The 23,104-nt window shown below is 63.1% G+C and carries 25 protein-coding genes and 1 tRNA gene; 8 read left to right on the top strand and 18 right to left on the bottom strand.

Annotation, left to right across the window (positions count from 1 at the left end):
* Positions 1–13: 13 nt before the first annotated feature.
* Both BDK88_RS15210 and BDK88_RS15205 read right to left on the bottom strand, forming a co-directional pair.
* Positions 14–1,525: a phosphoenolpyruvate carboxykinase (ATP) gene (locus BDK88_RS15210; RefSeq protein ID WP_130501182.1), complete on the bottom strand. Its 1,512-nt coding sequence runs from the start codon at positions 1,523–1,525 to the stop codon at positions 14–16.
* 406 nt (positions 1,526–1,931) lie between these two features.
* Entirely contained in the window at positions 1,932–2,063 is a 132-nt protein-coding gene (locus BDK88_RS15205) for a rubrerythrin-like domain-containing protein (RefSeq protein ID WP_130501181.1), read from the bottom strand.
* A gap of 387 nt (positions 2,064–2,450) precedes the next feature.
* Between BDK88_RS15205 and BDK88_RS15200 the strand changes: the two genes are divergently transcribed.
* Positions 2,451–2,633: a DUF7501 family protein gene (locus BDK88_RS15200; protein WP_008010393.1), complete on the top strand. Its 183-nt coding sequence runs from the start codon at positions 2,451–2,453 to the stop codon at positions 2,631–2,633.
* A 112-nt stretch (positions 2,634–2,745) separates the two neighbouring features.
* Here BDK88_RS15200 and BDK88_RS15195 read toward each other — a convergent pair whose 3' ends face one another.
* Positions 2,746–3,216: a hypothetical protein gene (locus BDK88_RS15195; RefSeq protein WP_092933114.1), complete on the bottom strand. Its 471-nt coding sequence runs from the start codon at positions 3,214–3,216 to the stop codon at positions 2,746–2,748.
* A 143-nt stretch (positions 3,217–3,359) separates the two neighbouring features.
* On the opposite strand from BDK88_RS15195, the gene BDK88_RS15190 reads away from it, so the two are divergent.
* Together BDK88_RS15190 and BDK88_RS15185 are read left to right on the top strand one after the other, a co-directional pair.
* On the top strand, positions 3,360–4,139 hold the full coding sequence (locus BDK88_RS15190; RefSeq protein WP_130501180.1) for an HAD-IIA family hydrolase: 780 nt from the start codon (positions 3,360–3,362) through the stop codon (positions 4,137–4,139).
* Positions 4,140–4,233: 94 nt separating this feature from the next.
* Positions 4,234–4,461 carry a glycine zipper 2TM domain-containing protein gene (locus BDK88_RS15185; RefSeq protein WP_008010388.1) on the top strand — a complete coding sequence of 76 codons (228 nt, stop codon included), beginning with the start codon at positions 4,234–4,236 and terminating at the stop codon, positions 4,459–4,461.
* A 15-nt stretch (positions 4,462–4,476) separates the two neighbouring features.
* Here the strand turns inward: BDK88_RS15185 and BDK88_RS15180 are convergent, their stop codons facing one another.
* Positions 4,477–4,632, bottom strand: coding sequence for a rubrerythrin-like domain-containing protein (locus tag BDK88_RS15180; RefSeq protein ID WP_008010385.1), 156 nt, complete (start codon positions 4,630–4,632; stop codon positions 4,477–4,479).
* 298 nt (positions 4,633–4,930) lie between these two features.
* Between BDK88_RS15180 and BDK88_RS15175 the strand changes: the two genes are divergently transcribed.
* From BDK88_RS15175 to purM, 3 genes are all read left to right on the top strand, one after another.
* A complete protein-coding gene (locus BDK88_RS15175; protein ID WP_130501179.1) occupies positions 4,931–6,700 on the top strand; it encodes a TraB/GumN family protein in 1,770 nt (589 codons plus the stop codon).
* Positions 6,700–7,353 carry a zinc metalloprotease gene (locus tag BDK88_RS15170; protein WP_130501178.1) on the top strand — a complete coding sequence of 218 codons (654 nt, stop codon included), beginning with the start codon at positions 6,700–6,702 and terminating at the stop codon, positions 7,351–7,353. Before BDK88_RS15175 ends, BDK88_RS15170 begins: the two co-directional genes overlap by 1 nt.
* An 81-nt stretch (positions 7,354–7,434) precedes the next feature.
* Positions 7,435–8,418: a phosphoribosylformylglycinamidine cyclo-ligase gene (gene purM / locus BDK88_RS15165; protein ID WP_130501177.1), complete on the top strand. Its 984-nt coding sequence runs from the start codon at positions 7,435–7,437 to the stop codon at positions 8,416–8,418.
* Between the two features lie 247 nt (positions 8,419–8,665).
* Here the strand turns inward: purM and BDK88_RS15160 are convergent, their stop codons facing one another.
* The 6 genes from BDK88_RS15160 to BDK88_RS15135 all read right to left on the bottom strand — a co-directional run bounded on the left by BDK88_RS15160 (position 8,666) and on the right by BDK88_RS15135 (position 12,264).
* Positions 8,666–8,920, bottom strand: a complete 255-nt coding sequence (locus tag BDK88_RS15160) for a hypothetical protein (RefSeq protein ID WP_242611679.1) — start codon at positions 8,918–8,920, stop codon at positions 8,666–8,668.
* A gap of 92 nt (positions 8,921–9,012) precedes the next feature.
* On the bottom strand, positions 9,013–9,777 hold the full coding sequence (locus BDK88_RS15155; protein ID WP_130501176.1) for an enoyl-CoA hydratase/isomerase family protein: 765 nt from the start codon (positions 9,775–9,777) through the stop codon (positions 9,013–9,015).
* Positions 9,778–9,918: 141 nt separating this feature from the next.
* Positions 9,919–10,587, bottom strand: coding sequence for a helix-turn-helix domain-containing protein (locus tag BDK88_RS15150; protein WP_130501175.1), 669 nt, complete (start codon positions 10,585–10,587; stop codon positions 9,919–9,921).
* 161 nt (positions 10,588–10,748) lie between these two features.
* Positions 10,749–11,279, bottom strand: coding sequence for a molybdopterin-guanine dinucleotide biosynthesis protein B (gene mobB, locus BDK88_RS15145; RefSeq protein WP_130501174.1), 531 nt, complete (start codon positions 11,277–11,279; stop codon positions 10,749–10,751).
* A 57-nt stretch (positions 11,280–11,336) separates the two neighbouring features.
* On the bottom strand, positions 11,337–12,002 hold the full coding sequence (locus BDK88_RS15140) for an MBL fold metallo-hydrolase (RefSeq protein WP_130501173.1): 666 nt from the start codon (positions 12,000–12,002) through the stop codon (positions 11,337–11,339).
* A 188-nt stretch (positions 12,003–12,190) separates the two neighbouring features.
* A tRNA-Lys gene (locus BDK88_RS15135) sits at positions 12,191–12,264 on the bottom strand.
* A gap of 156 nt (positions 12,265–12,420) precedes the next feature.
* Between BDK88_RS15135 and BDK88_RS15130 the strand changes: the two genes are divergently transcribed.
* Positions 12,421–13,878, top strand: coding sequence for a DHH family phosphoesterase (locus BDK88_RS15130; protein WP_130501172.1), 1,458 nt, complete (start codon positions 12,421–12,423; stop codon positions 13,876–13,878).
* A 73-nt stretch (positions 13,879–13,951) separates the two neighbouring features.
* On the opposite strand, the gene BDK88_RS15125 is transcribed toward BDK88_RS15130, so the two are convergent.
* From BDK88_RS15125 to BDK88_RS15115, 3 genes are all read right to left on the bottom strand, one after another.
* Positions 13,952–14,245 carry a PRC-barrel domain-containing protein gene (locus BDK88_RS15125; RefSeq protein ID WP_130501171.1) on the bottom strand — a complete coding sequence of 98 codons (294 nt, stop codon included), beginning with the start codon at positions 14,243–14,245 and terminating at the stop codon, positions 13,952–13,954.
* Between the two features lie 199 nt (positions 14,246–14,444).
* Positions 14,445–15,581, bottom strand: a complete 1,137-nt coding sequence (locus BDK88_RS15120) for a phosphotransacetylase family protein (protein WP_130501170.1) — start codon at positions 15,579–15,581, stop codon at positions 14,445–14,447.
* Positions 15,578–17,689, bottom strand: a complete 2,112-nt coding sequence (locus BDK88_RS15115; protein WP_130501169.1) for an acetate--CoA ligase family protein — start codon at positions 17,687–17,689, stop codon at positions 15,578–15,580. Before BDK88_RS15115 ends, BDK88_RS15120 begins: the two co-directional genes overlap by 4 nt.
* A 173-nt stretch (positions 17,690–17,862) precedes the next feature.
* On the opposite strand from BDK88_RS15115, the gene BDK88_RS15110 reads away from it, so the two are divergent.
* Positions 17,863–18,324, top strand: a complete 462-nt coding sequence (locus BDK88_RS15110; protein ID WP_130501168.1) for a hypothetical protein — start codon at positions 17,863–17,865, stop codon at positions 18,322–18,324.
* An 88-nt stretch (positions 18,325–18,412) separates the two neighbouring features.
* Here the strand turns inward: BDK88_RS15110 and BDK88_RS15105 are convergent, their stop codons facing one another.
* The 5 genes from BDK88_RS15105 to BDK88_RS15085 all read right to left on the bottom strand — a co-directional run bounded on the left by BDK88_RS15105 (position 18,413) and on the right by BDK88_RS15085 (position 23,066).
* The gene (locus BDK88_RS15105; RefSeq protein WP_130501167.1) at positions 18,413–19,432 is read right to left on the bottom strand and encodes a metal ABC transporter permease; all 1,020 of its coding nucleotides are present in this window, start codon (positions 19,430–19,432) and stop codon (positions 18,413–18,415) included.
* Positions 19,433–19,436: 4 nt separating this feature from the next.
* Positions 19,437–20,174 (bottom strand): metal ABC transporter ATP-binding protein, encoded by a 738-nt coding sequence (locus BDK88_RS15100; protein WP_130501166.1) that lies wholly within the window; start codon positions 20,172–20,174, stop codon positions 19,437–19,439.
* Positions 20,171–21,238, bottom strand: a complete 1,068-nt coding sequence (locus BDK88_RS15095; RefSeq protein ID WP_130501165.1) for a metal ABC transporter substrate-binding protein — start codon at positions 21,236–21,238, stop codon at positions 20,171–20,173. Before BDK88_RS15095 ends, BDK88_RS15100 begins: the two co-directional genes overlap by 4 nt.
* Positions 21,239–21,434: 196 nt before the next feature.
* A complete protein-coding gene (locus BDK88_RS15090; protein ID WP_130501164.1) occupies positions 21,435–21,857 on the bottom strand; it encodes a hypothetical protein in 423 nt (140 codons plus the stop codon).
* A gap of 57 nt (positions 21,858–21,914) precedes the next feature.
* On the bottom strand, positions 21,915–23,066 hold the full coding sequence (locus BDK88_RS15085) for a YhjD/YihY/BrkB family envelope integrity protein (protein ID WP_130501163.1): 1,152 nt from the start codon (positions 23,064–23,066) through the stop codon (positions 21,915–21,917).
* Between the last annotated feature and the right edge of the window lie 38 nt (positions 23,067–23,104).

Here is a 23,104-nt window from a genome sequence, read left to right as displayed (position 1 = left end):
AGTGCCCAGCAGTTCAGTAAACGGCGTCTTTGATCTCGTCGCGGAGCTGCTCGAACTGATCGAGATACTCCCGGCGTTCGGCACGCAGGTCCGCAAGCGCCTCGTCGTAGTCGTCGACGTGGTCCGGCACGTAGAACTCCTCGATGTCGATGCCTGGAACGGTTTCGGGAATCGTCAGTCCCATCTCCTCGTCGTCGGTCCACTCGATGGTGCCGCGAGCGGTTTCGGTGAGAATCGTCACGGACTCGGTGACACCGATGTCCTGGGACTTCTGGCCGAGATAGCCCGTGTTGATCACGTAACAGTCGACATCGAGGATGTCGATCAGTTCGTGGAAGATGTTGCCCTCTTCACCTTCGGAGCCGATGATGAAGGGGTTGGTCCCGACGACACGGATCGACTCGCCGGCACGCGACGGATCGCCAGCACTGGTCTCGATCGACTCACCGAGCATGAAGGCAACGGCAGCCTGCTCCTCGTTGAGTTTGGCGACCGGCGGCATCAGGGGATTGCGCGTAATGAAGAAAACCTGATCCATGCTGCCGAGGTCGATCTCTTCGTCGGCGCTCTCGAGTTCGTCACGCTGGATGATCGCCCGGGAGTTCGAGGTATAGCGGTCCTCGTCGAAGTGGACGGTGCCGTCGTCGTCGACGGCGACGTTCTCGAGAATGGCCGACTCGTCGGTCGCAGCCTCGTAGAGTTCGGGCTGTTCGTCCTCGCCGAGACCGATTGTCTTGATGAACAGCCCCTGTCCTTCGCTGCCAGCGACGGAGCCGTCCGAGAGCAGCCCACAGACGTCGTCTTGTAGCATGGACGCGTCTTCGGGGTCCTCGAGCCAGCAGCCGTGGGAGGTGAGCGTAGACTTGCCGGTCGCGGACAGGCCCATGAACACCTGCCCGACGGTCTGGAGGTCATCCTCGTCATTGCGGACGCGGACGCGTTTGCTGCCCGCGTGGAGACCGAGGCCGCCCTGCTGTTTGATCCGGTACATGAACAGTCGCAGGAACGACTTTTTGGCCTCACCGGTGTAGTCGCTGCCCAGGACGGCGGTAAAGCCGGTGTCGGGCAGGACACGAATCGCAGTCTCGTCGTAGTCGGGGAGTTGGACGGTGTAGAGGTCGGGGTCTTCCCCGTCGGCGGGCTCGAAGAGGTTCGCCCACGCGTAGGCGATCCGAGCGTGTTCGACGGGAACGAACAGGCGACAGCAGAACGAGGCGTCCGGATGACGGCCCATCAGCCGGTCGACACAGACCAGTTCAACGTCGGAAGCCAGATCGACGGCATCGTCGATCAGTTCCTGATCGTGATCGGTGAATTCGTCATCGACGGCGTTTTTCGTCCGATCGGAACTCCGTGAGCGAAACTCGCTGACGTACGACGGCGACCCGAACTCGGTCGTCGTCTCGTCGGGTTTGGCAAGTTCGCGCAGCTCCTCGAGCGACGGGTTGTACCGGACGTTCGACGCTGCCGCTGGATCGGGAAGCTGCCGGACCAGCGGACGAGACTCCGTCCCGGTTTCAGACATACACATAAACCACCACCAGCCTGATAGATAAACGTGAGGATTTCGCTCTTTGTGTGGCATAGCGTACCCAGTGACGAGGTGACGTACGGTGCGTAGACCCTGAGTAGCCGGCAATACTCTGATTGCCACGCCACTGTGAGACAGCCGCCATGACACCCCTCCACAAGTATTCAGATACGAGATAATTCTGGTCGACACACCGCCGGATTTCTGAATCGCGTGCTGTTCGATAGCTGTCTATGACCGTCCGCTCACGCCTCGACATCTCTTGCCGTCAGCGATCGTGCCTCGCGTCTCCTCCGTGCCGTCCGGCCGCATTACAGCTGGAATATCAGTCGACCGTGAGAGACGAGCGATGTGTAAGTCGTGTTGTCCGGTCGTATGAAGAGGCGAACGCCGAACTCGATTATCCGCGAATCGGATCGACGTTTCGCATTTCGGCCCCACACCGTTGGCAGGTACTGAGAAGTGCATCACCGACAGTCTCTTGATGGCTACACCGAACGCAGACGTACTCTCGCTCCCTCTTTTGTGCCATACAATAACACCCCACATAGTATCTATTAACTCTTACTGTGGTAAATCACTGCTGGGGGCGACGATTGAGCTGCCAAGTGCGATCAGTGCAGTAGCCGCCAGTCAATGATCGAGGTTCGGATCGAAGTTCAGAGCAGACAGCCAAGTACTGTGGCTCGACGATCGCACCGGCCGTGATGACAGCCATTGAGCCACGCCAGTCTGCGAATCCGTCGACTTCAGTTCACGTCTGTGACTTCGACCGGTGCCCGAGTCGCTTCTGTCGGCATCGCCAACAAGCTGCGCGAAGACGCTCTCGACAACATATGTTGCCATTAAATACCATAATATTGTAATAGTCCTTAACAGGGTGAGTTTATATGAAGGTTCCTGATAGACTATCGTACGAATGGCAACCAACACGACCACAGATTGGAGTGATCCAGTCGCCTGTCCGTTCTGCGGAGCCGAGCTCACATCGCCCGGTGCTGGGTTCGTCGATCACATCGACGACAACGCCGACTGTGAGGAGGGATTCGAACACTGGCGAGCGAATATCGCCGGTGACCTCGCGGGCGAGTGGACCGGATAACGGACCTACCCTGTCTGGCGAACTCGCATACGGCCTGCTGTCCCGATGTCCCGGTAGGCCCGTCGGACGGTCGCGGATATGCCGGCCCCTGCTGTGCTGACAGGTGTCCGTCTCAGTCGAAATCGGGCAGGTCTTCGGGTGGTTCGTACTCGGCTTCCCAGTCGACGTACTCCTCTTTGAGAGTCACCGAGACGATCTGCCCGAACTCCGTCAGTTCGGCATTGATCGCCGAGACCGTCCCCCAGGTGTCGAGGTCGGGGTGATATTCCCGTGCTTGCCAGTCCTCGGGAATCCCCGGCGCGTGATAGCCGACGCGGTCGGCGAAGTCGTCCCAAAAGAAATCGAACCCGCCGAAAAGCTCGAGGTCGCGGGCGATTTCGTACTCACGCTCCGTGAGATCGGTGTCCGCGCGCCACTCGTCGAACGCTTCGGTCCACGCTCCCTCCTCGAGAAACGCCTGCAGTTCCTCGCGACGGTAGTCGATCTCGTCGGTCCCGTCGGCGCTAATCGTCGCGTCCTCGTACTCGTTTGGATCGACGAACTCCAGCGTCGGTGGCTCGGGGGGTTCGACCTCGAGTGTCATACGCGGCCGTAGGTCGGGTCATCGGATAAGAATTCCCACCGGTCGTAACGGCAGGCCGAGTTGAGTGTGCTGTCCCGCCGTGTCCTGTCGGCGGCCGTCTCGCAACCAAACACTCAATCGGCAGCCACTCCTACTGTCGAGCAATGACAGCGTACGAGGCAGTGGTCCTCGATGTCGACGGAACGATCGTCCGGGGCGAGGAGTTACTCCCCAATGTGATCGACGGCCTGCGAGCACTCGAGGCGGCAGGCTGCTCGCGACTACTGTTCTCGAACAATCCAACGCGTGGGCCCGCCCACTACCAGGAGAAGCTCATCACTCACGGGATTGACATCGATCCGGAGGCTGTCCTCACCTCTGCGACCGTCTCGGCGGAGTATCTTGCAGCGACCCACCCCGACGAACGCGTCTTTCTCGTCGGCGACGGGCGACTCGAGTCGATGCTCGAGGACGCAGCCGTCGAGTTGACGAGCGATCCCGACGCGGCTGAGGTCGTCTTGGGATCGTTCGACAGGGAGTTCTCGTTTGAAACGCTCTGGGAGTCGCTCCGAGCGCTCGAGGGTGCAATTCCCTTCTACGGCACCGATCCCGACGCGACGATCCCGATCGACGAGGGCGAGATTCCGGGGACGGGAGCGATTCTCGCCGCGATGGAAGCCGTCGCCGGCCGCAAACCGGATGCGATCCTGGGGAAACCGTCCTCGGTCGCGGCCACAGCAGCGATAGACCGGCTGGACGCCGATCCCGCGAACACGCTCGTTGTCGGGGACCGGCTCAACACCGATATCGCACTTGGGAATCGGGCTGGCATGGAGACGGCCCTGGTACTCACCGGCGTCACCGACCGGGCGGCGCTCGCCGGTTCGTCGATCGAACCTGACCACGTCCTCGAGTCGCTCGCCGCAGTCGACACGCTCCTGTAGGTCTCTCTGCCGATGCTGCTCGTTGACCCAGTTACCTCGACAGTGCGCGCACTCGAGAGATATATTTATCACCGACAGTCACAACGTACGACACATGAGAGAACGTCTCAGCGAAGTGTTGCTGCGTGCGCGATACGCGGCGATCGGTGCAGCGATCGGTGCGGCGATCGGCAGCGTCTTCAGCCGGAACGCCGCGAGTACTGGCGGTGCGATCGGCGGCCTCGTCGGCGCAACCGCTGCCGACACCCGTGGAACCATCGAGGACCTGCTCGAGACCGTCGAGGAGTACGATCCGCGGTCTAAAACGGCCGACACGGAGTAACGGTCGATCGCGCGGTTACTCGAGCGATTTTGCTCGATTGTGGAATTCGCCACCACACTCACATGTCCCCGGATTGGTCGTGGCTTTGACGACAGTCCCACACTGGAGACATTCGTATGTCGACGCGGAGTCCGGATCGTTCGCACCTTCGACGTCTTGATCGTGAGGCATACAGGAGAGTTGTACGCCCATTTTCATAAGTGTGGTTCCCGGCTCACGCCACGACCGAGACGGGCTCCATCACTGACACGGGCTGCTGTCCCGATGTCCCGGCGGGCCCGCATGACGAGTCGCGGGTGCGACGGCGCTGACTGACAGGAGTCCGTATGCCACCCGACGCGTCCACGCGGCGGGTTGTGGGGACGCCAGCACTGCCAGCGATCGATTGCTAACAGTCCGTTTGACAGTCACTGATTGGTTCGACTCCATGTCCGATACTGGTAAAAGTCGCCGCCGAGTTGAGCCTGTAATGAGCGATGCAGGCGAGGCCGACGTGCCGGAGCCGCCAGCACCACCCGATGGCGACAGCGGCTCCGTCGAAGTCCTCGGGACAGCACACGTCTCGCAAGCGAGTGTCGACGAAGTGCGCGAAACGATCGACCGGGAGGATCCCGATGTCGTCGCCGTCGAACTCGACGAAGGACGGTACCGCCAGATGCAAGGCGGCACGCCGGACGACATCGAAGCCGAAGACCTCCTGTCGGGCAACACCGTCTTCCAATTTCTGGCCTACTGGATGCTCTCGTACGTCCAGTCACGGCTGGGCGATCAGTTCGACATCGAGCCCGGTGCCGACATGCGAGCCGGTATCGAAGCCGCCGAGGCAAACGGCAGCGGCGTCGCACTGGTCGACCGCGACATTCAGGTGACGATCCAGCGGTTCTGGAGCCGGCTGTCCGGTGTCGAGAAGCTGAAGATGGTCGGCGGGCTCGCACTCGGGATCACCGAACCGCGAACGCTCGGGTTCACGTTCGGTGCGGTTGGCGGTGCGCTCGCTGGATTCGTCATCGGCGCGTTTCTCGCCCCACTGCTCGGTATCGGTGACCTGCTATTGGTCGGCTTGTCCGATCCCACACTGCTGCAGTATGCCGGCGGCGGCGCGGTCGGCGCGCTCATCGGTGCGTTCGTCGGCCTCGCAGCGCTCCCCTCTCTCGAGTCCGCAGGCCGATACGCCGGCGGCTATCTCTCGGGATTCACGATACGGATTCTCGCCGGGGTCGTCCTCGGCATCGCTGGCGGGCTCACGCTGGTCGCAACCGGCACGTTCGTTGGTCCGTTCTCGGCTGTGACCCTCGAGAGCGTCGGTCTCTACGCGGTCCGCGGTACGACCGGGACCCTCGCCGGCCTCGGTGTCGGCGTAACGATCGGGCTCGTCTTGGGATTCATCTTCGACGCGCTCGGCGCTGACGTCGAGGACGTCGACGAGATCGCCATCGAGGAGATGACCGACGGCGATGTCGTCGACGCGATGATGGAGGAGTTTCGTCAGTTCAGTCCGGGCGGCGCAAACGCCCTGATCGACGAACGCGACGCCTACATCGCACACAACCTCTATGACCTCCGTGAACAGGGCTACGATGTCCTCGCCGTCGTCGGTGCTGGCCACAAAGCCGGCATCGAACACTACCTGCGAAATCCCGACGCGTTGCCGTCGCTCGAGTCGATCTCGGGCACCGCCTCGAGCAGCCGATTTTCGCCGCTGAAGATCGGTGGCTACCTGATCATGGTGGGCTTTCTGGCCTTCTTCTTCCTGCTGATCATGGCGGGAGTCAGGAACACGTTCCTGCTGAAGCTGTTCGCCGCCTGGTTCCTGTTCAACGGCGTCTTCGCCTTTGGGCTGGCGCGGCTGGCTGGCGCGCGCTGGACCAGCGCGGGTGTCGGCGGTGCGATCGCCTGGCTGACGAGCATCAATCCATTGCTCGCGCCGGGCTGGTTCGCCGGGTACGTCGAGCTCAGACACCGTCCGGTCAACGTTCGGGACATCCAGACGTTAAACGAGATCGTCGACGACACCGACCGTCCGATCGACGAGGCCCTTTCCGCGATGTTCGACGTCCCGCTGTTTCGGCTGATCATGATCGTCGCGCTGACGAACATCGGGAGCATGATCGCGACGTTCCTGTTCCCGTTCGTGGTACTGCCGTGGCTGGCCCCTGAGATCGGCGGTGTCGATGCGTTGATGGGGCAGCTCCTCCAAGGGGCGAAAAACAGCCTCGAGCTACTTCGGGGACTCCTCTAATGAGCCATCGCACGACGCACGCCCAAGAGCACGAGCTGACGTTCAGCGACAGGGAACTGCGTGATCTCGCTGTGGCCTGGGTCGCGCTCAGCGTGGCCTTTGCGCTGGTCCGTGCGCCGTTTCATCGCGGGCTTGCCAGCTTCGAGATGTTCACGATCTCGGTCGGCATCAGCTTCCTGACCGTCGGCGTCGGCTTCCTGCTGCACGAACTCGCACACAAGGTCGTCGCGATCGAACACGGCCAGATAGCAGAGTTCCGCGCAGACTACCAGATGCTCTTTCTGGCACTGGTCGGTGCAGTCGCGGGGTTTCTCTTTGCTGCACCCGGCGCTGTCTACCATCGGGGCCAGATCACGACGCGAGAGAACGGACTAATCGCCGTCGCCGGCCCAGTGACGAATCTCCTGCTCGCCGCACTCTTCGTCCCGTTGCTGATGTTCGCTGCGACGCCCGGCTTCCTGCCGAGCCTGCTTACAGCGATCGGGCAAATGGGGGTCGGGATCAACCTCTTTCTGGCCGCGTTCAACATGATCCCCTTCGGCCCGCTGGACGGGAAATCCGTCCTCAAGTGGCACAAGGGCGTCTTCGCGCTGGTGTTCGTGCCGAGCGTCGTGCTTGCTGGCTACGTTCTCTTCTTCGTCGGGCTCTTTTGAGCTCCCACGACACTCCCGCGCCGACCGCGGTGGCTCCGCCGGACCGGTGACCTTTTGCTCGCCCCGAGAGGTCCTTCGAGTATGACCGACACGGACGACGCGGACCGACTTACCTACGCCGAGACCGGCGTCGACATCGAGGCAAGCGAAGACGCGACTGCAGCACTGCTCGAGGCCTTCGGCAGCGATCTGACGACCGAGTACGCCGGCTTGATCGACATCGGCGACCGGTATCTGGCGCTGGCGACCGACGGCGTCGGCACGAAGCTCATGGTCGCAGAAGCGATCGAGGACTTCTCGACGATCGGGATCGACTGTATCGCGATGAACGTCAACGATCTCGTCGCGGCGGGCGTCGAACCCGTCGCGTTCGTCGACTATCTCGCGATCGACGAACCCGATGACGACCTCACCAACGAGATCGGTGAAGGGCTTGCCGTCGGCCTCGAAGAATCCGGCATGACCCTGCTCGGTGGCGAGACGGCCGTCATGCCCGACGTCATCAAGGGCTTCGACCTCGCGGGGACCTGTGCCGGTCTCGCCGGCAAAGACGAAATCTTCGCGGGCGAGGCCGAAGTGGGCGACGCGCTCGTCGGCTTCCCCTCGAACGGCATCCACTCGAACGGGCTAACCCTAGCCCGCAAAGCAGTGACTCGCAACCACGAGTACACTGACACGTTCCCGCTGGACCCCGAGCGAACGATCGGTGAGGAACTGCTACGACCGACTCGGATTTATACTGAGTTGCTCGAGCCGATGCGCGAGTACGGCGTCCGCGCGGCAGCCCACGTCACGGGCGGTGGCTGGACGAACCTGCTGCGAATGGGCGACCACGAGTATGTAATCGACGACCCACTGCCTGCGCAGCCGATCTTCGAGTTCATCCAGGAGGAAGGCAACGTCACCGACACGGAGATGCACCGGACGTTCAACATGGGGACCGGCTTCGTTGTCGCGCTCCCCGAGGATCGTGCCGCCGAACTCGTCGCTGAAACCGACGGGCAGCTCATCGGCCACGTCGAAGACGGCAAGTCGGTCGAGATTCGCGGCCTCTCGCTGTCCTAATACGGACTCCTGTCAGCGGGGTCCGGTGCACCCGGCACCCGCGACCGCCTTGCGGGCCACCAGGGAACTCGAGACAGCTGACCGTATGAGCCGTTTCGAAACGACGAGAATCACGCGAACGGAACGCATGTGACCGACCGCAGGCTCCGAACTCGAGACCGTGATGGGACTCGAGACAGCGGGGAGAACGTTGCTATCGGGTTCGGTCGTCGCGGCCGGTCGATTCGGTATCGGTCGCTGTCCCGCCTTATGTCCCACTGGACAGGTCCTGATTGAGGCGAATTTCGTCGTCGGTCACCCGGCTGACCGCTTCCTCCTGCAGTGGATACGTGTCTTCGCCGCTCCCGCTCCAGCCGAGTCTCGCCTTGATCGAGTCCGTGATTCCGGGATCCGGTTCGACGTGAGCGGTGCCGTGTTCGACAGCTGCGACCATTCCGACTTCGTCACCGTCGGCGTTGACGACGCGCTTGCCGATGTCGTCGTCGGTAAACTGTGGAGACATTGCACTCGAAGGATGGAGCGAGTCGTGCAAGGCCGTGGTGCTTGCCTGCGCTTGCGACCGGCTAACATCGAGCTGACGCAAGTCGTCGTCGATCACTCGAACGCCGGGTCTCTGTCCTCGAGAAACGCGGTAACGCCCTCTTCGTGGGCCGCTGACGTGCGGGCCTGTGCCTGCAGCAGGTTCTCGTAGTCCAGTCCGTCGTTCCACGATCGACCCAGGTTCTCGTGCATGGCTTGTTTCATCAGTCCGATCGTAGCCGTCGGACCGGCCGCGAGCTGTGCGACGATGGCTGCGACCTGGTCGTCGAGTTCGTCGGCAGGGACTGTCTCGTTGACTAACTCGAGGTCGGCCGCGCGGTCTGCGTCGATGAACTCGCCAGTAAACGCGAGCCGCTTGGCGGCGCGGAGTCCGATGATGTGGGGGAGCATGACGGTGCCGCCGGTATCGGGAAGTAGCCCGAGCCTGACGAACGCACACGAAAAGCGGGCGTCGGCAGCGGCAACCGCGATATCCGCGAGCGCGACGATCGACAGCCCCGCGCCGATGGCGTCGCCGTTTACCTTCGCGACGATCGGGACGGGAGACGCGAGCATCGCCTCGACGACGCGGCCGAACGTCTCAGTGACCTGTTCATAGGCTGCCTGTGACGAATCGGGAATCTCGGCGAGCGCCTCGAGATCGCCACCGGCACTGAAGGCGTCGCCCGCACCGGTGATGACGATCGCGTCGTTCTCTTCGGGCGTGGCGGCGTCGATAGCGTCGGCCAGATCGCTGGCCGTCTCGGTCGTGAGCGCGTTGCGCGCGTCCGGTCGATCGAACGTCAATCGCACCACACCGTCATCGTGATGAGTTTTCATGCCACGACTGTTGTGCGCCTGGCTATTAAACGCGGGTCTCGATCCTGTTTTCGTCCAGGAGAGGGCACTCGACGGGTCGAGCGGTCGCGAAAAGCACCGAGATGGTCGTCGATCGGGACTGTGGCTTCGGGCGGGTAGCGGTCAGCTCGTCGGGATCGGCGGTGCGACGGTCTCCTCTTCGGTCACGTTGAGTTCAGACGTGACGAGTGCACGATAGGCTCGGCGCAGGCGCTCGGAGAGCGCCTGGTGGGAGATGTCCAGCTCTTCGGAGAGTTCCTGCATCGAGACTTCGCGCGGAATCTCGAAGTAGCCGTGATCGATCGCTGCAACCAGCGTCTCGTACTGGCGGGCCGTCAGCCCGCACTGGGAGTGTGTCTCCGCTGCCAGGTCGAACAGCCGGACGATCGTCGGCGTGACGTCGGCGTCGTCGAAGCGGTCGTACAACGAACTGACGCTTTCGCGGTCGACAACGCGGACGCTGAGCAGCCACGTCCCGTTCGAAGCCGACGCACTCAGCACCGTCCCGCCCTCCTCGAGGACGAGCTCGAAGGGGTCGATGGTGTCCGGTTCGAACTCGATGTCGTACAGCCAGCGGTCCTCGTCGCTGCTGATCTGCGTGTACGTTCCGATCGCGGTCGCCTCCTCAAGCGCGTCCTCGACGTCCGACTGGGACGGCCCCGAGAGCCAGAGTCCGTGGCCGCTCGAGGCGATCACCCGCTCCATCTCGCAGGTCAGCGACGGAACGGCTTCGAATAGCTCGCCGGTTCCGGTGCCGTCGGCCTGAATCTCGATGTCTGCAATGGATGTCATAAATCTCACCCTGGGATACAGCGACGATGTCCATAACCGCACTTCCAAACCACTTAGAGACGATCTGAGTGAATGACGAGTCTCTTGACTGGTTCTCGCATCGCTCGAGTGCATCAAAAGCGGCGACACGACCGACGTGACCGGGGACCTTCCGGAACGACTCACGAATCCAGCCCGTCAGATCGCCTGACGCCCTCGAGTGTTCGGATCGTGTCGACGAGATCGTCGATTTCGTCGTTGCCGCGGCCGACGACGGGACCGCCGACCGTAGCTGGGTCCCGGTCGCCGACCAGAACCGTCGGCAGCGGCGACTGCGAGAACCCCTCGACGAGAACGGTGTCGTATCCACGACGTGCGAGTCGCTCGAGGGTCCGTGAGAGTGCCTGAATTTCGGGATCGTCGGCCTCGAGGAAGGTATCGCCGTCGGCGGCCGGCGGCGCGTCTTTCCCGTGTGTCGTCACCTCGAACGTCGTCGTTGGTGTGATTCCAACGACGGTCTCCGCGCCCGCGGTTCGATGGCGATGGGTGTCGGTTCCCGGCGTATCGACCTCGATATCGTGGTGGATCGACTTGATCGTCGCGACGCGGCCGTCCTCGGCCAGCCGGGGCACCAGCCGCTCGACGAGCGTCGTCTTCCCAGCATCGCTCGGGCCGGCTACGCAGACAGCCCGCAGTCTTGTGTCCGCTGCCATGCGCGTCCGTTGACGATCCGAACTTAAAGTTCCGCGTCAGCAAGGCGCGGTCGTCGGTTAGAAGAGTTCGACGCGGATTCCGTCGGCCTCGAGGTCGGCCGCGAACGCCTCGGCGTCGGTCTCGATCGGCTCGAACGTGTCGTAGTGTTCGGGCAAGACCAGGTCAGCGTCGACGCTCCGGGCGAAGTCGGCAGCCTCGGCACGATTCATCGTGAAGTGGCCGCCGATCGGCGGGACAAGCACGTCGACCGAGAGCGACTCGTGGTGCGGGAGGAAATCCGTATCAGCGGGGACCAGAACGGTCGTTTCCTCGAGCATGAGCACGACGCCGATCACTTCGCCGTCGGCATGGTAGGGCTCGCCGTCCTCGTCGACGTGATCCCCGTCGGGGTCGTTGTAGGCGGGGACCGTCCGCACGTCGATCCCGTCGACAGTCGTCTCGCCCTCGTAGGGGAGGTCGATCACGTCGCCCGCGAGCTCGCTGGTGTCGATCGCCTCGTAGGCCGCAACAGTGACGTCCGGCCCTGCAACGGCCGCGATCGCCGCCGGATCGTAGTGGTCGAAATCGTCGTGCGTGACGAAAATCACGTCGCCGTCGCCCGGTTCGCCCTCGATCACTTCGCTCCACGGATCGATATAGATAATCGTGCCATCCGCGGTCTCGAGACGCTTACTCGCGTGACCGAGCCGTTCGAACGTCAGGCCCTCGTAATCAACGGACATGGTGGCTCGAGGGTACGGAACGGGTCGTCTTATAGGTCGGTCGTTCGCTCGAGATGTCGTCCGGAGTAGACGCGGACCGGACGCGATTTGAACACACGGTCGGACGTGCTCACTGTGTTGTGCGCGACCTCCCTGCGTTCAAATCATGCTGGCCGCTTCGCTCCGCACGAAAGTGTTCGTCGCAAAAGCGGGCCGGGCGCGATTTGAACACGCGACCGTCTGATTAAGAGTCAGACGCTCTGCCGGACTGAGCTACCGGCCCTGTACCTCCGACTTTCGCTCGGTCGTTCAAATACGTTTCCCTTGGGAGGCGCTGTGACAGCCATCCACGCGCGATTGCTCTCGAGCCACCGGCACGAAAGTCAGTCGATGCCACGCTTCGGGACCATTAAGTGCGGTGGGTCCGACCACACGGGCAATGAGTACGGGGGTTACGATTTCGTCGATTTCTGACTACGCTATCTTGGGCTGTGGCAGCGTCGGGTATGCCGTCGCGGAGGAACTCGTCGAACAGGGCAAGGACGTTTCCATCATCGATCGCGACGAGAGCCGGGTCGAATCGCTTCGCGATCAAGATCTGGATGCCCGTGCGGCCGACATCCGTGACGCCGAGATCGCCGATCTCGTCGCCGACCGCGATGTCGTCCTCATCCTCGCGTCGGACGTCGAATCGAACAAGCAGGCCCTCGAGCACATCCGTGAGGCAAACGACGACCAGTTCGTCGTCGCCCGTGCGAGCGACCCCGTCTCCGGCGACGAACTCTCCGAGCTCGGAGCCGACATCGTGATCAACCCGTCCTCGGTCATCGCTGAGTCTGCGATGCGAGCGCTCGAGTCCGGCGAACTCGAGTACAACGCAAGCCAACTCGCCGGGATCGTCGAGGAGACTGGGACGCAACTGGCGATCGTCACCCAGGATAGTCCCGATCCGGACTCGATCGCCAGTGCGGCGGCGTTGCAGGCGATCGCCGGCCACCTCGACGTCGACTCCGACATCATCTATCTGGGTGACGTCGGCCATCAGGAGAACCGTGCGTTCGTCAATCTGCTGGGGATCGACCTCGTTCAGTGGGACGAGATCGAAGACCACTCGATCTACGACACCGTCGCGCTGGTCGATCACGGGACCGCAGGCGAGATGGAACTCCCCGTTGACATCGTCATCGATCACCATGAGGCGGAGACCGAGGAGGGTGTCGAACCCGAGTTCGTCGACATCCGGCCGAATATGTCCTCGACATCGACGATCATGACGAAGTACATCCAGGAGTTCGACATGAACGTCTCCGAGGAGGTCGCGACAGCCTTACTCTATGGCATCCGCGCGGAGACCCTGGATTTCAAACGCGACACGACCCCCGCCGATCTGACGGCCGCTGCCTATCTGTACCCCTTCGCAAATCACGACACCTTAGAGCAGGTCGAGTCGCCATCGATGTCCCCCGAGACGCTGGACGTCCTCGCGGAGGCGATCACCAATCGCGACGTCCAGGGCAGTCATCTCATCTCCAACGCCGGCATCGTCCGCGACCGCGAGGCACTGACCCAGGCCGCCAGCCACCTCTTAAATCTCGAGGGCGTCACCACGACGGCGGTCTTCGGCATCGCCGACGAGACGATCTTCCTCGCCGGTCGCTCGAAGGACATCCGCATCAACATCGGCAAGGTGTTAGACGACGCCTACGGTGAGATTGGCGAGACGGCCGGCCACTCCACGCAGGCCAGCGCGGAGATTCCGCTGGGCATTTTCACCGGCATCGAAATATCGGATGGCACGCGGGACACGTTACTCGAGTTGACCGAAGAAGCGGTCAAACGGACGCTGTTCGACGCGATGGGCGTCGAGGGAAGCAGCGAAGGCTCGAACGGTAGCTAGTGGCGTTCCACGCCAGAATTATGGGTCGAACTCGCAGCTGCCGGTTCGACCCGCTGTCGACGCGTGGAAGGGCCTACACGACGAGTTCGTCTTCTTCTTCGTCGGGGTCGCGGACGCGCTCGACGACGTCGTTGATCAGGATGATGTCGCCGACAGACCGGACCCAGCGGTAGGGAACGATGATGCCCTGGCCGCTGCGGGCTTCTTCGGCGAACAGTTCGCTGTTTAACTTCGCGAGTGCGAGACCGGAGACGACCTGGCCGTCGATGTTCAGTCTGAGATCCTCGACTTCGCCCACGAAGACGCCGTTGTTCGAATAGACCTCGCGGCCGACGAGAGAGGTGATCTCTTGGGGTGTGTCGTCCATGTCTGGGTTCATGCGTGGTGGACTCTTAACTTTTGGTTAGACGTGACAGTCAGACTGTTGGACACCAGTCGATGAAGGGCGATCGCATACGGACAGCCGTCGCTGCAGCGGCGAGCGCTGCAATGCGATCGGTGGAACCCGTGGTGGCCGCCAGCGGAGGGCAACACCAAACCGCGATAACGGTGTGTCTGACGGTTTATCACAGGATCTCGTCGACGGCCGCGTGATCGGACAGAAGTTGTTCCATCCGGTCGACCGTCTCCGCATCTCGCGTCCGCCCGCTCCGAATCACGTCCTCTGCACGCTCGACGGTCGCGAGCGTGTCCGTCTGCACGGAGAGGATCGGGACGCCTTTCTCGCTTGCCTGCCCGAGGATCGTTCCCGGTGGGCGGTGCCCACCGGTCAGGATGAGACAGCGGATACCGGGTGCCTCGAGCGCGGCAGTATGGATTTCTGCCCGGTCACCGCCGGTGATGACGGCGGCGTCTTTCGTCCGGCGGAAGCGTCGCAGGGCGCTGTCGGCACCCATCGCCCCGACTGAGAACCGCTCGACGTAGCTGTCCTGTCCCTCGTCGACGAGCATCGTCGCGCCGAGTTCGTCGGCGAGGTTGGCGACCGTCACGCCCGAGAGTTCCCGTTCGCTCGGGAGAACGCCGTGGACTGGCATCCCCTGTCCTTCGAGAAACGGCACCACGTCCGTCTCGAGTTGGTCGTAGGCCGCATCGGGGACGTCGTTGAAGACGACGCCTGCGAGCCGGTCGCCGAACTGATCGGCTGCGGCGAGCACGTCGTCGATGTCCGCCGGGATTTCGTACGAGGCGACCAGCAGGACACGAGCGTCGAACAGGGCCGCGATGTCGGCATCGGTGAGATCGACGATTTGGCCGATGTCGTATCTGCCGCCACCCTCGACGAACAGTCGATCGTGGTCCGCCGCGAGCGTCTCGAATGCCTCCCGGACGCGCTCGCGGAGGTCGTCCGGGTCCTCGCGGCCGCGGATCACCTGCTCGATGAACGTTGGCGAGTAGACGACCGGCTCGAGATCGTGGATCTCCGCCTCCAACTCGAGCAGTTCGCGGGCGAGCAGCGGGTCCTCGTCCAACGTTTTGCCGACGTTGCTCTGGAGGCGGGTGCCCTTGGGTTTCATGTAGCCGACGCTGTCGCCTGCACTTCGTGCGAGGCGGGCAAGCGCCAGCGTGATGGCCGTCTTGCCGGTGCTCTCCGCGAGCGAACTGACGAGGAGCGTGTCGGTGTCGCCAGGGACGGTCTCGGTGGTCGTCGTGTCTGTGTCACTGTCGGTCTCCGTGGATTCGGGGTCTGAATCGATGTCGGTCATGGTTCCTCCGTCTCGAGTTCGTCGGTGTCGACGGTCAGTCGGAGATCGATCGCTTGGACGCCGTCGGGGCCCGCCACGAGCGGGTTGATGTCGAGTTCGAGAATGGACGGGAAGTCCGTCACGAGCTGTGAGAGCCGCTGGATCGTCTCGACGATTCCCTCGACGTCTGCGGGCTCGCGGCCGCGAGCGCCGCGCAACAGCGGTGCGGCCTGAATCTCGTCGATCATCTCGCGGGCCTCGCGCTCGCCGATCGGCGCGATACGAACCGACGTATCTTCGATGATTTCGACGAAGATGCCGCCGAGTCCGAACAACAACAGCGGGCCGAACTGTGGATCGCGGTTCATCCCGACGATCGTCTCGGTCGCAGTCTCGAGGTCGACCAGTTCCTGGATTTGGACGCCAACGATCGTCGCGTCGGGCTGGTAGTTGCGTGCCCGGGCGACGATGTCCTCGTAGGCGTCGTAGACGTCATCGGTCGCGACGCCGACTTTGACGCCACCGATGTCGGATTTGTGTGAGATCTCGGGACTGACGATCTTCATGACGACGTCGCCCTCGATCGACTTGGCCACCTCGCGGGCGCGCTCGGGATCGTCAACGATCTCGCCGGCCGGCGTCGAAATCCCGTAGGCCTCGAGTAGGTCCATCGACTCGACGCCGAGCCGGTTGTTGTCGCGCCGCGTCGCTCGCGAGAGTATCTCGCGGGCACGCTCTCGGTCGACGTCGAACGTCTCGGGTTCGTCGGTCGGTTGCTCGTGAATATCGCGAAACCGAGCGAGCGCGTCGAGTCCCGACACCGCCCGTGAAGGATCGAAGTAGTTCGGAATTCCCGCCTCGCGCAACGTTGCTTCGGCGTCTCGAGCGCGTTTCCCGCCCATCAGGCAGGTCACGACCGGCGTCTCGTGTGTCTCGCGGATCTCGATCACCGTCTCGGCGAGGTCGTCGTAGGACAGGACCGCCGTCGGCGCGGCAACGACGACCGCGCTGCCGACGTTGGGGTCTGCGAGTGCGATCTCTAAGGCCTCGCCGAAGCGGTCGACGTCGGCGTCGCCGATCGCGTCGATCGGGTTGTAGACGTTGGCTTCGTCGGGCAGTGCCTCAGTCAACGCTGCGACCGTCTCGTCAGTGAAGTCGGCGATCTCGAGGCGCGAATCGCCGACCGCGTCGGTCGTTAACACGCCAGGCCCGCCCGCGTTCGTCACGACGGCAACGCCGTCAGTGTCGGGTTCGGGCAGCCCTGCGAGTGCCCGCGCGTAGTCGAACAACTCTTGGACTGAGTGGGCTCGCAGGACGCCAGCTTGCTCGAGACCAGCTTCGTAGGCCCGCTCGCTGCCGGCGATCGCACCGGTGTGCGAGGAGGCCGCCTTCGCGCCAGCGTCCGTCCGACCGGATTTGACGAGGACGATCGGTGTCTCGTCGGTCACCTCACGTGCGTCCTCGAGGAACGTCTGCCCGTCGTCGATGTCCTCGAGATAGCCGATGATGACGTCAGTTGCCGGATCGTCGTCCCACTCGCGGATGAAATCAGTCTCATCGAGGACGGCCTTGTTTCCAAGCGAGACGACGTCCTGAAAGCCGATCCCTTCGTCGGTCGCCCAGTCGAGCACGGCGGTGATGAACGCACCTGATTGGCTCAGAAAGGAAATTGATCCCTCGAGCGGGGTTTGCGGGGCAAAGGAACCGTTCAGCCCGTTCGGCGTCGCCATGATGCCGAGACTGTTGGGACCGACGACGTTGAGGTCGTTTTCGGCGGCGAGTTCGCGGAGTCGGCGTTCGCGCTTTGCACCCTCACTGCCGGTCTCGGCGAACCCAGCGGTGATGACGACGATATTCTCGGTGCCTGTCTCGGCGAGTTCCCGAATCGATTCGATGACGATGTCGGGCGGTACGACGACCACCGCCAGCTCGATCGGCGGGGCGCTCTTCGCGTCCGGATAACACTCGAGCCCGAGGACCGTCTCGCGCGAGGGATTGATCGGAACGACCTCACCGTCGAACCCATCACGCAGGTTCTCGAGGATCGCCCGTCCGACCGCGCCCTCGCGGTCGGTCGCGCCGACCACGGCGACGGTCTCGGGATCGAAGAGTGCGGATAACCGTCCCATCGATCGAGCGTTCGCTAAGTAGCGAGTTAAGCGTATGGCGTGTTCCAGCCATCGGGGAGATCGTGGCGGACGGGGTGTCGTCTCGAGCAGTCGGCAGATCGGTGCCGGTTCCCAACTGCGCCAGCACGGCCAACGTGGAAGACATATATGTTAGTGTAGGAACCAATCGGGTGATGGTCAACGTCCCTCCCCGCGCCGTCGCCCTCGGCACCGCACTACTGGGTGCGGTCAGTCTGCTGACTGCAGTGGTGTTGTTGCCGACGATTCCTGAAAACCCGCCCGGAACCGGGTTCGCGGCCGGCCTTACCGGTATTTTCGTGTTACTATACGCAGTCGTGGGACTGCTTGCACTCGTGGAAGCGGGAGTGTTGGGTCTCGTAACGCGGGTGTGGGAGCCGGCCGAGTGGCCGCGTCGGCTGCTCATGGGCGGGGCCGCCGCTGGCGGACTTGCCGTCGTTCTGCTGGTCGGTCCCCTCCTTGTAAGCCGACTCGTCGCAACCCTGCTCGATCGGCTCGTCCCGGTTGGCAACGCCCTCGGGATCGGACTCGTGCTCGTCCCGGTCGGGATCGGCTCTACCGCGCTCGGTCTCGCTCTCCATCTCGCCGAGCACGTGCACACTCGAGCCAGAACGTAACCGGCCGTCGGACGGTCTGGTGTAACTGTGTCCCAATGCGGCCACATGGTGTGGTGACTGCGCTGGAACTGACGTCCAATCGGCCGTCTCAGTGCATCGAGATCGCCGGGGATGACCGGCTCGAGGCGAAGACTGCGAGCAGATAGCAGGCGATGGCGACGACGACGATCGAGCCACCAGTGGGCAGGCTCTGTGAGATCGAGAGGACGAAGCCGCCGATGACGGCTACCTGCCCGAAGAGGATCGAGAGATAGATCGTCTCTCGGAAGCTCTGAGCGAGGTGGGTCCCAGCGGCGACGGGAACGACCAGCATCGCGGCGACGAGGATGACGCCGAGGATCTGCATCGCGCCGACGACGACGACGGCCGTCATCACGATCAACAGGGTGTTGTACCACGTGACGTTGAGCCGTGCGACGCGGGCGGCCTGCTCGTCGAACGTAATGAACAGCAGCTGTTTGTAGGTCGCGACGGTGACGGCGACGACGACCACGCTAATGACAGCCATCAGCCGCGCACCCGAGGGCGTGACGACCGAGATGCTGCCGAAAATGAAGTCCTGGACGTTGATGCCGGACATCCCGCGACCGTAGCTGATGACCAGCGTCCCAACGGCGAAGCTCCCGGTCAACATGATCGCGATCGGCACGTCGCCGTAGGTGTCGGTTCGCTCGGCGAGCCACTGGACCGCGAGTGCGCCCAGCACCCCAACGACGAGCGCGACGACCATGAGCGAGCCGTCCCAGCCGGTGATCGAACTCACCAGTAGGCCGACTGCGACCCCGGCAAAGGCCGTATGCGCCAACGTCTCGCCGATCAGGGCCATCTCGCGGTGGACGAGATAGGTGCCGACCAGCGGCGCGACGACGCCGATCAGGATCCCCGTCGCGATCGAACGCCACATGAACGGATGATAGAAGACGTTCGTCCCGAGGTAGTGATCGGCCCACCAGCCCGCGATGCGGGCTTGCTCGTAGAGAACGCCGATACCGGGAACACTGCGCAACGCGTCGATCGTTAACAGCCCAACCATCGCGACCGCGAGGACAGCGGTCACGGCGACCCCGACGTGCTCGAGCCGTCGCCGGAGGGAATGTCGCTGCGTCATCGGTTCAGTGATGATGATGGACGACCTGGCCCGTCGCGCCGTAGGCCTCGGTCAGGGCATCGCTTTCGACGAACGATTCGGTATCACCGTGGTGGTACAGCTCCGTGTTAATACAGGCGATTCGGTTCGCCCGATCCGTGACGACGCCGATGTCGTGTTCGATCAGGATGATCGTGATCCCGTCGTCGTTGAGCGACTCGAGCAACTGGTAGAACGCGTCCCGGGATTCGGCGTCGACGCCGACGGTCGGCTCGTCGAGTGCTAGCAGGTCGGCTTCGGAGGCCAGCGCACGGGCGATGTAGGCCCGCTGGCGCTGGCCGCCCGAGAGCTGGTTAACCTGTCGATCCGCGAGATCGGTAATGCCGACGGTCTCGAGTGCGTCGTCGACGATCGCGTCATCGTCGGCGGTCAGCCGGCCGTGGCCCGCGTGGGCGAACCGGCCCATCGTCACCGCTTCGCGGACGGTGACCGGCATCGAGCCGCCGCCACTGGTGGCCTGCTGGGAGACGTACCCGATGCGCTCGCCGTCGTCGAACGCGGAGACGGGTTCACCGAACAGCTCGATCGTCCCGCTGTCGGGCGTGCGCAATCCGAGCATGAGATGCAAGAGTGTGGTCTTGCCCGAGCCGTTGGGACCGATCAAGCCCAGAAAGTCCCCCTCATCGACCCGCAGCGTGACGTCCTTGACCGCTGGCTGTTCGCCGTAGGCAAACGTTACGTTCTCGAGTGCGACGACGGTCACTGTGCGTCTAGTACCTCTCTGAACGCGGGGATGTTTATCTCTTCCATTTGCTCGAGGTACCCCCAGCCCTCGTCCTGCCACGTCGAAAGCGTCCCCGAGAGGTGCGTAATCGGCATCGCGTCGGTCGCGTCGCTCTCCGCGAGGATCGTCTCGACGAGTGGGTACGCGCCATCGGGATCCTCGAAGGGATCGTAGAGGATCGTCTCGATGCCCTCCGAATCGACGAGTTCGATCGTCTCGGAGATGTCGTTGGCACTCGGCTCTTCCTGTGGGGAGACGCCGACCGGCGTATGAATATCGAACCCGTAGCGGTCCTGCAGATAGGTAAACGAGTCGTGGCCGGCGAAGACGGCGACGTGTCGGTCTGCCGTCTCGAGCAGGTCCGTGAACTGCTGGTCTATAGACTCGAGATCGGTCGTATACGATGCGGCGTTCTCCTCGTAGGTCTCGGCGTTGTCCGGATCGGCGTCGGCCAGTCCCGACGCGATCGTCTCGACGATCTCCCCTGCAAGCACGGGGTCGAGCCAGACGTGTGGATCGATCGACGCTTCGCCGTGATCGTGACCGTCGTTGGTCTCGGTATCATGATCGCCCTCGTTCTCGTGGTCGTGGCCATCGTGGGTCTCGGTGCTATGATTGTCCTCGCTCCCGTGGTCGTTGCTGTCGGTTTCGTGATCCCAGCCCAACAGCTGGTCGTCCAGTCCCTCGAGTCCATCGATTACGACGACGGTGTCGTAGTCGGATTCGAGCGTGGCTGCGACGTCCTGTGCCCACGAGAACGCGGGCGTATCGAAGTAGACAAAGACGCCGGCGTCGGCGATGTCCCGGGTGAGGTCGCCGCTTGGCGACCAGCCGTGACCGGCCTGTCCGGTCCCGACCGGGTTCTCGAAGTCGATCGCGTCGCCGCTGACCTGCTCAGCCCAGTCCCAGAGGGTAAAGAAGGCGGCGTAGCCGGCGTCGAGGTTCGCATCCGCCGAGCTGATATCATCGAGACAGCCGGCGACGGTACTCGCGGCGGCTGTGCCGGCAGCCGTCTGCAGCAGCGTCCGTCGTGTCAGCTTCATACTCGAGGCTAGTGCTAGCCGAGTATAAGTATTATTATCTGGCACTTGCTTTTTATTAATTCTCGCCATTGGATGCGATCTCTGTTAATAACTACTGCCCGTATAGCGAACTGAGTTATTATGCTATCGGATCGGCACTCAGCGGCGAGCCGGCTTGGCGAGGGAACGAGGACGCAACGAAGCGAGCGCGGTGGCGCTACTCGAGGGAGACCTCGAGTCGGGTTCCATCGAGCCGCCGGTAAGCCGGTGGTCGATCCGGGACTGGGTCGCGAACCACCTCGAACGTGTCGAACCGGATCACGAGCCGGCCCGGATCGATCGTCGCGCGAAGCAGAGGGCCCCGGCTGGTCACGACGACGTAGGGCGGTGCGGGGACGGGAGTCGCCCGAAGTTCGTACCCAGTTGCGTCGACCGTGTCTGCGAGCACTCTCGGCAGGGCCTCGAGAACCCCGGCGTCTGCGAGCGTCCGGTGGAGCCCATCCGCGACCGTCTTCCTGTCGGTCGTTCGCGCGGTATCCCAGGGGGCAGCGACCGCGTCGGCACAGGCGTCGATCCCATCGACGATCGACGCGTGGTCCGTCCGGATCCGACGCCGCGCGTCACGGACTGGGTGGGACATGAATTCCGGTGGAACGGGCACGTACTAAGGCGTCACGACTCGAGTCGAACCGTCGAGCTATTCACGCTGGGTTTTGATGACGCCGATGTTCAGCGTCCGAACGCGCGCTAGGACGCCGCGAAGCCGCTGTCGCCACGACGATCCTCGCCGGGCCGAACGCTCGCGCCGGAGCCGTTCGTTTTCGATCTCGAGATCACGATTTGCCGCTTCGAGCGTGTCGACCTGATCCTCGAGCCGATACCGACGGCTGCGCTGTGCCGAACAATCGTTTCGCAGCTGATCACGTTCGCGCCGGAGCGCGGCCAGTTCCCGCTCGAGTCGCTCGCGGTCGCGGTCGGCGGAATCGACAAACGAGGTGCGGTCGTCATCCGCTGGAATCCCCTCGAGCGACGTGGTGTCGGGAGCCGCGTCGTCGGATTCGATTTCGATGTGGCCCGAGTGTGTGGCATTGACCACGGCTCCGACGAGTAGTATCAGGCCGCCGAAGTACAGCCAGGTCAACAAGAGAATGATTGCGCCGATCGGTCCCGCCGAGTCGGAGCTACTCGAAATTGCAACGTAGACCTGAAACAACGACTGGAGAGCCGCCCAGCCGACGGCGGCGACGATGACACCCGGCAGTACCTCGCGAACCGAGAGATCGATGTCTGGGAAGAAGTAGAACATCGGCAGGAAGGCGATCGTCAACCCGACCACGAGCAACAGCGGGTTCAAGAGCCCGATGAATAGACTGTCCGGGAAGAACGCGAAGACGACGGTGGTCGCTGCGGCGGCGATCAGCGCGACGATAATCGCCCCGAAGACGACGGCTCCATCGCGCACCTGATCGACCAGTGAGTTCTCCGCGGTCGGCGTATAAATCTCCGAAAATGCGGTGTCCAGCCCGCGGAAGATCTTCAGCGACCCCCAGACGAGCGCGACCAGCCCGATGATGGAGGTGCCGACGCTGCCGGTCGAGCCTTCGATCCCTTGCTCGAGCATGACCTGACCGCTCTCGGGCAGGAATCCCTCGGTCATCGACGACACCTGCGTTGCGAGCCCCTCGTTACCGACGAACGACACCAGGAAGAACAGCAACACGAGCAACGGAATCAGCGAGACGAACGCCTGATAGGCGATACTAGCGGCCATAAACGTCACGTTCTTTTCTTGAATCCCGGTCACGACTGACTTCGCAAACGGAACCGCTCGGCGAACGTTGCGATCCATACCAGCCATCCGCCACAGGGGCGGATAGCGATCTGGCT

Source organism: Natrinema hispanicum (assembly GCF_004217335.1).
Classification (GTDB): domain Archaea; phylum Halobacteriota; class Halobacteria; order Halobacteriales; family Natrialbaceae; genus Natrinema; species Natrinema hispanicum.
This window is presented reverse-complemented; position numbering and strand designations above follow the sequence as displayed.

What these genes read in the sequence shown, in the direction of transcription:
- BDK88_RS15210 (WP_130501182.1), bottom strand. Translation starts at nt 1,525, where the DNA reads ATGTCTGAAACCGGGACGGAGTCTCGTCCGCTGGTCCGGCAGCTTCCC.
- BDK88_RS15205 (WP_130501181.1), bottom strand. Translation starts at nt 2,063, where the DNA reads ATGGCACAAAAGAGGGAGCGAGAGTACGTCTGCGTTCGGTGTAGCCAT.
- BDK88_RS15200 (WP_008010393.1), top strand. Translation starts at nt 2,451, where the DNA reads ATGGCAACCAACACGACCACAGATTGGAGTGATCCAGTCGCCTGTCCG.
- BDK88_RS15195 (WP_092933114.1), bottom strand. Translation starts at nt 3,216, where the DNA reads ATGACACTCGAGGTCGAACCCCCCGAGCCACCGACGCTGGAGTTCGTC.
- BDK88_RS15190 (WP_130501180.1), top strand. Translation starts at nt 3,360, where the DNA reads ATGACAGCGTACGAGGCAGTGGTCCTCGATGTCGACGGAACGATCGTC.
- BDK88_RS15185 (WP_008010388.1), top strand. Translation starts at nt 4,234, where the DNA reads ATGAGAGAACGTCTCAGCGAAGTGTTGCTGCGTGCGCGATACGCGGCG.
- BDK88_RS15180 (WP_008010385.1), bottom strand. Translation starts at nt 4,632, where the DNA reads ATGCCTCACGATCAAGACGTCGAAGGTGCGAACGATCCGGACTCCGCG.
- BDK88_RS15175 (WP_130501179.1), top strand. Translation starts at nt 4,931, where the DNA reads ATGAGCGATGCAGGCGAGGCCGACGTGCCGGAGCCGCCAGCACCACCC.
- BDK88_RS15170 (WP_130501178.1), top strand. Translation starts at nt 6,700, where the DNA reads ATGAGCCATCGCACGACGCACGCCCAAGAGCACGAGCTGACGTTCAGC.
- purM (WP_130501177.1), top strand. Translation starts at nt 7,435, where the DNA reads ATGACCGACACGGACGACGCGGACCGACTTACCTACGCCGAGACCGGC.
- BDK88_RS15160 (WP_242611679.1), bottom strand. Translation starts at nt 8,920, where the DNA reads ATGTCTCCACAGTTTACCGACGACGACATCGGCAAGCGCGTCGTCAAC.
- BDK88_RS15155 (WP_130501176.1), bottom strand. Translation starts at nt 9,777, where the DNA reads ATGAAAACTCATCACGATGACGGTGTGGTGCGATTGACGTTCGATCGA.
- BDK88_RS15150 (WP_130501175.1), bottom strand. Translation starts at nt 10,587, where the DNA reads ATGACATCCATTGCAGACATCGAGATTCAGGCCGACGGCACCGGAACC.
- mobB (WP_130501174.1), bottom strand. Translation starts at nt 11,279, where the DNA reads ATGGCAGCGGACACAAGACTGCGGGCTGTCTGCGTAGCCGGCCCGAGC.
- BDK88_RS15140 (WP_130501173.1), bottom strand. Translation starts at nt 12,002, where the DNA reads ATGTCCGTTGATTACGAGGGCCTGACGTTCGAACGGCTCGGTCACGCG.
- BDK88_RS15130 (WP_130501172.1), top strand. Translation starts at nt 12,421, where the DNA reads ATGAGTACGGGGGTTACGATTTCGTCGATTTCTGACTACGCTATCTTG.
- BDK88_RS15125 (WP_130501171.1), bottom strand. Translation starts at nt 14,245, where the DNA reads ATGGACGACACACCCCAAGAGATCACCTCTCTCGTCGGCCGCGAGGTC.
- BDK88_RS15120 (WP_130501170.1), bottom strand. Translation starts at nt 15,581, where the DNA reads ATGACCGACATCGATTCAGACCCCGAATCCACGGAGACCGACAGTGAC.
- BDK88_RS15115 (WP_130501169.1), bottom strand. Translation starts at nt 17,689, where the DNA reads ATGGGACGGTTATCCGCACTCTTCGATCCCGAGACCGTCGCCGTGGTC.
- BDK88_RS15110 (WP_130501168.1), top strand. Translation starts at nt 17,863, where the DNA reads ATGGTCAACGTCCCTCCCCGCGCCGTCGCCCTCGGCACCGCACTACTG.
- BDK88_RS15105 (WP_130501167.1), bottom strand. Translation starts at nt 19,432, where the DNA reads ATGACGCAGCGACATTCCCTCCGGCGACGGCTCGAGCACGTCGGGGTC.
- BDK88_RS15095 (WP_130501165.1), bottom strand. Translation starts at nt 21,238, where the DNA reads ATGAAGCTGACACGACGGACGCTGCTGCAGACGGCTGCCGGCACAGCC.
- BDK88_RS15090 (WP_130501164.1), bottom strand. Translation starts at nt 21,857, where the DNA reads ATGTCCCACCCAGTCCGTGACGCGCGGCGTCGGATCCGGACGGACCAC.
- BDK88_RS15085 (WP_130501163.1), bottom strand. Translation starts at nt 23,066, where the DNA reads ATGGATCGCAACGTTCGCCGAGCGGTTCCGTTTGCGAAGTCAGTCGTG.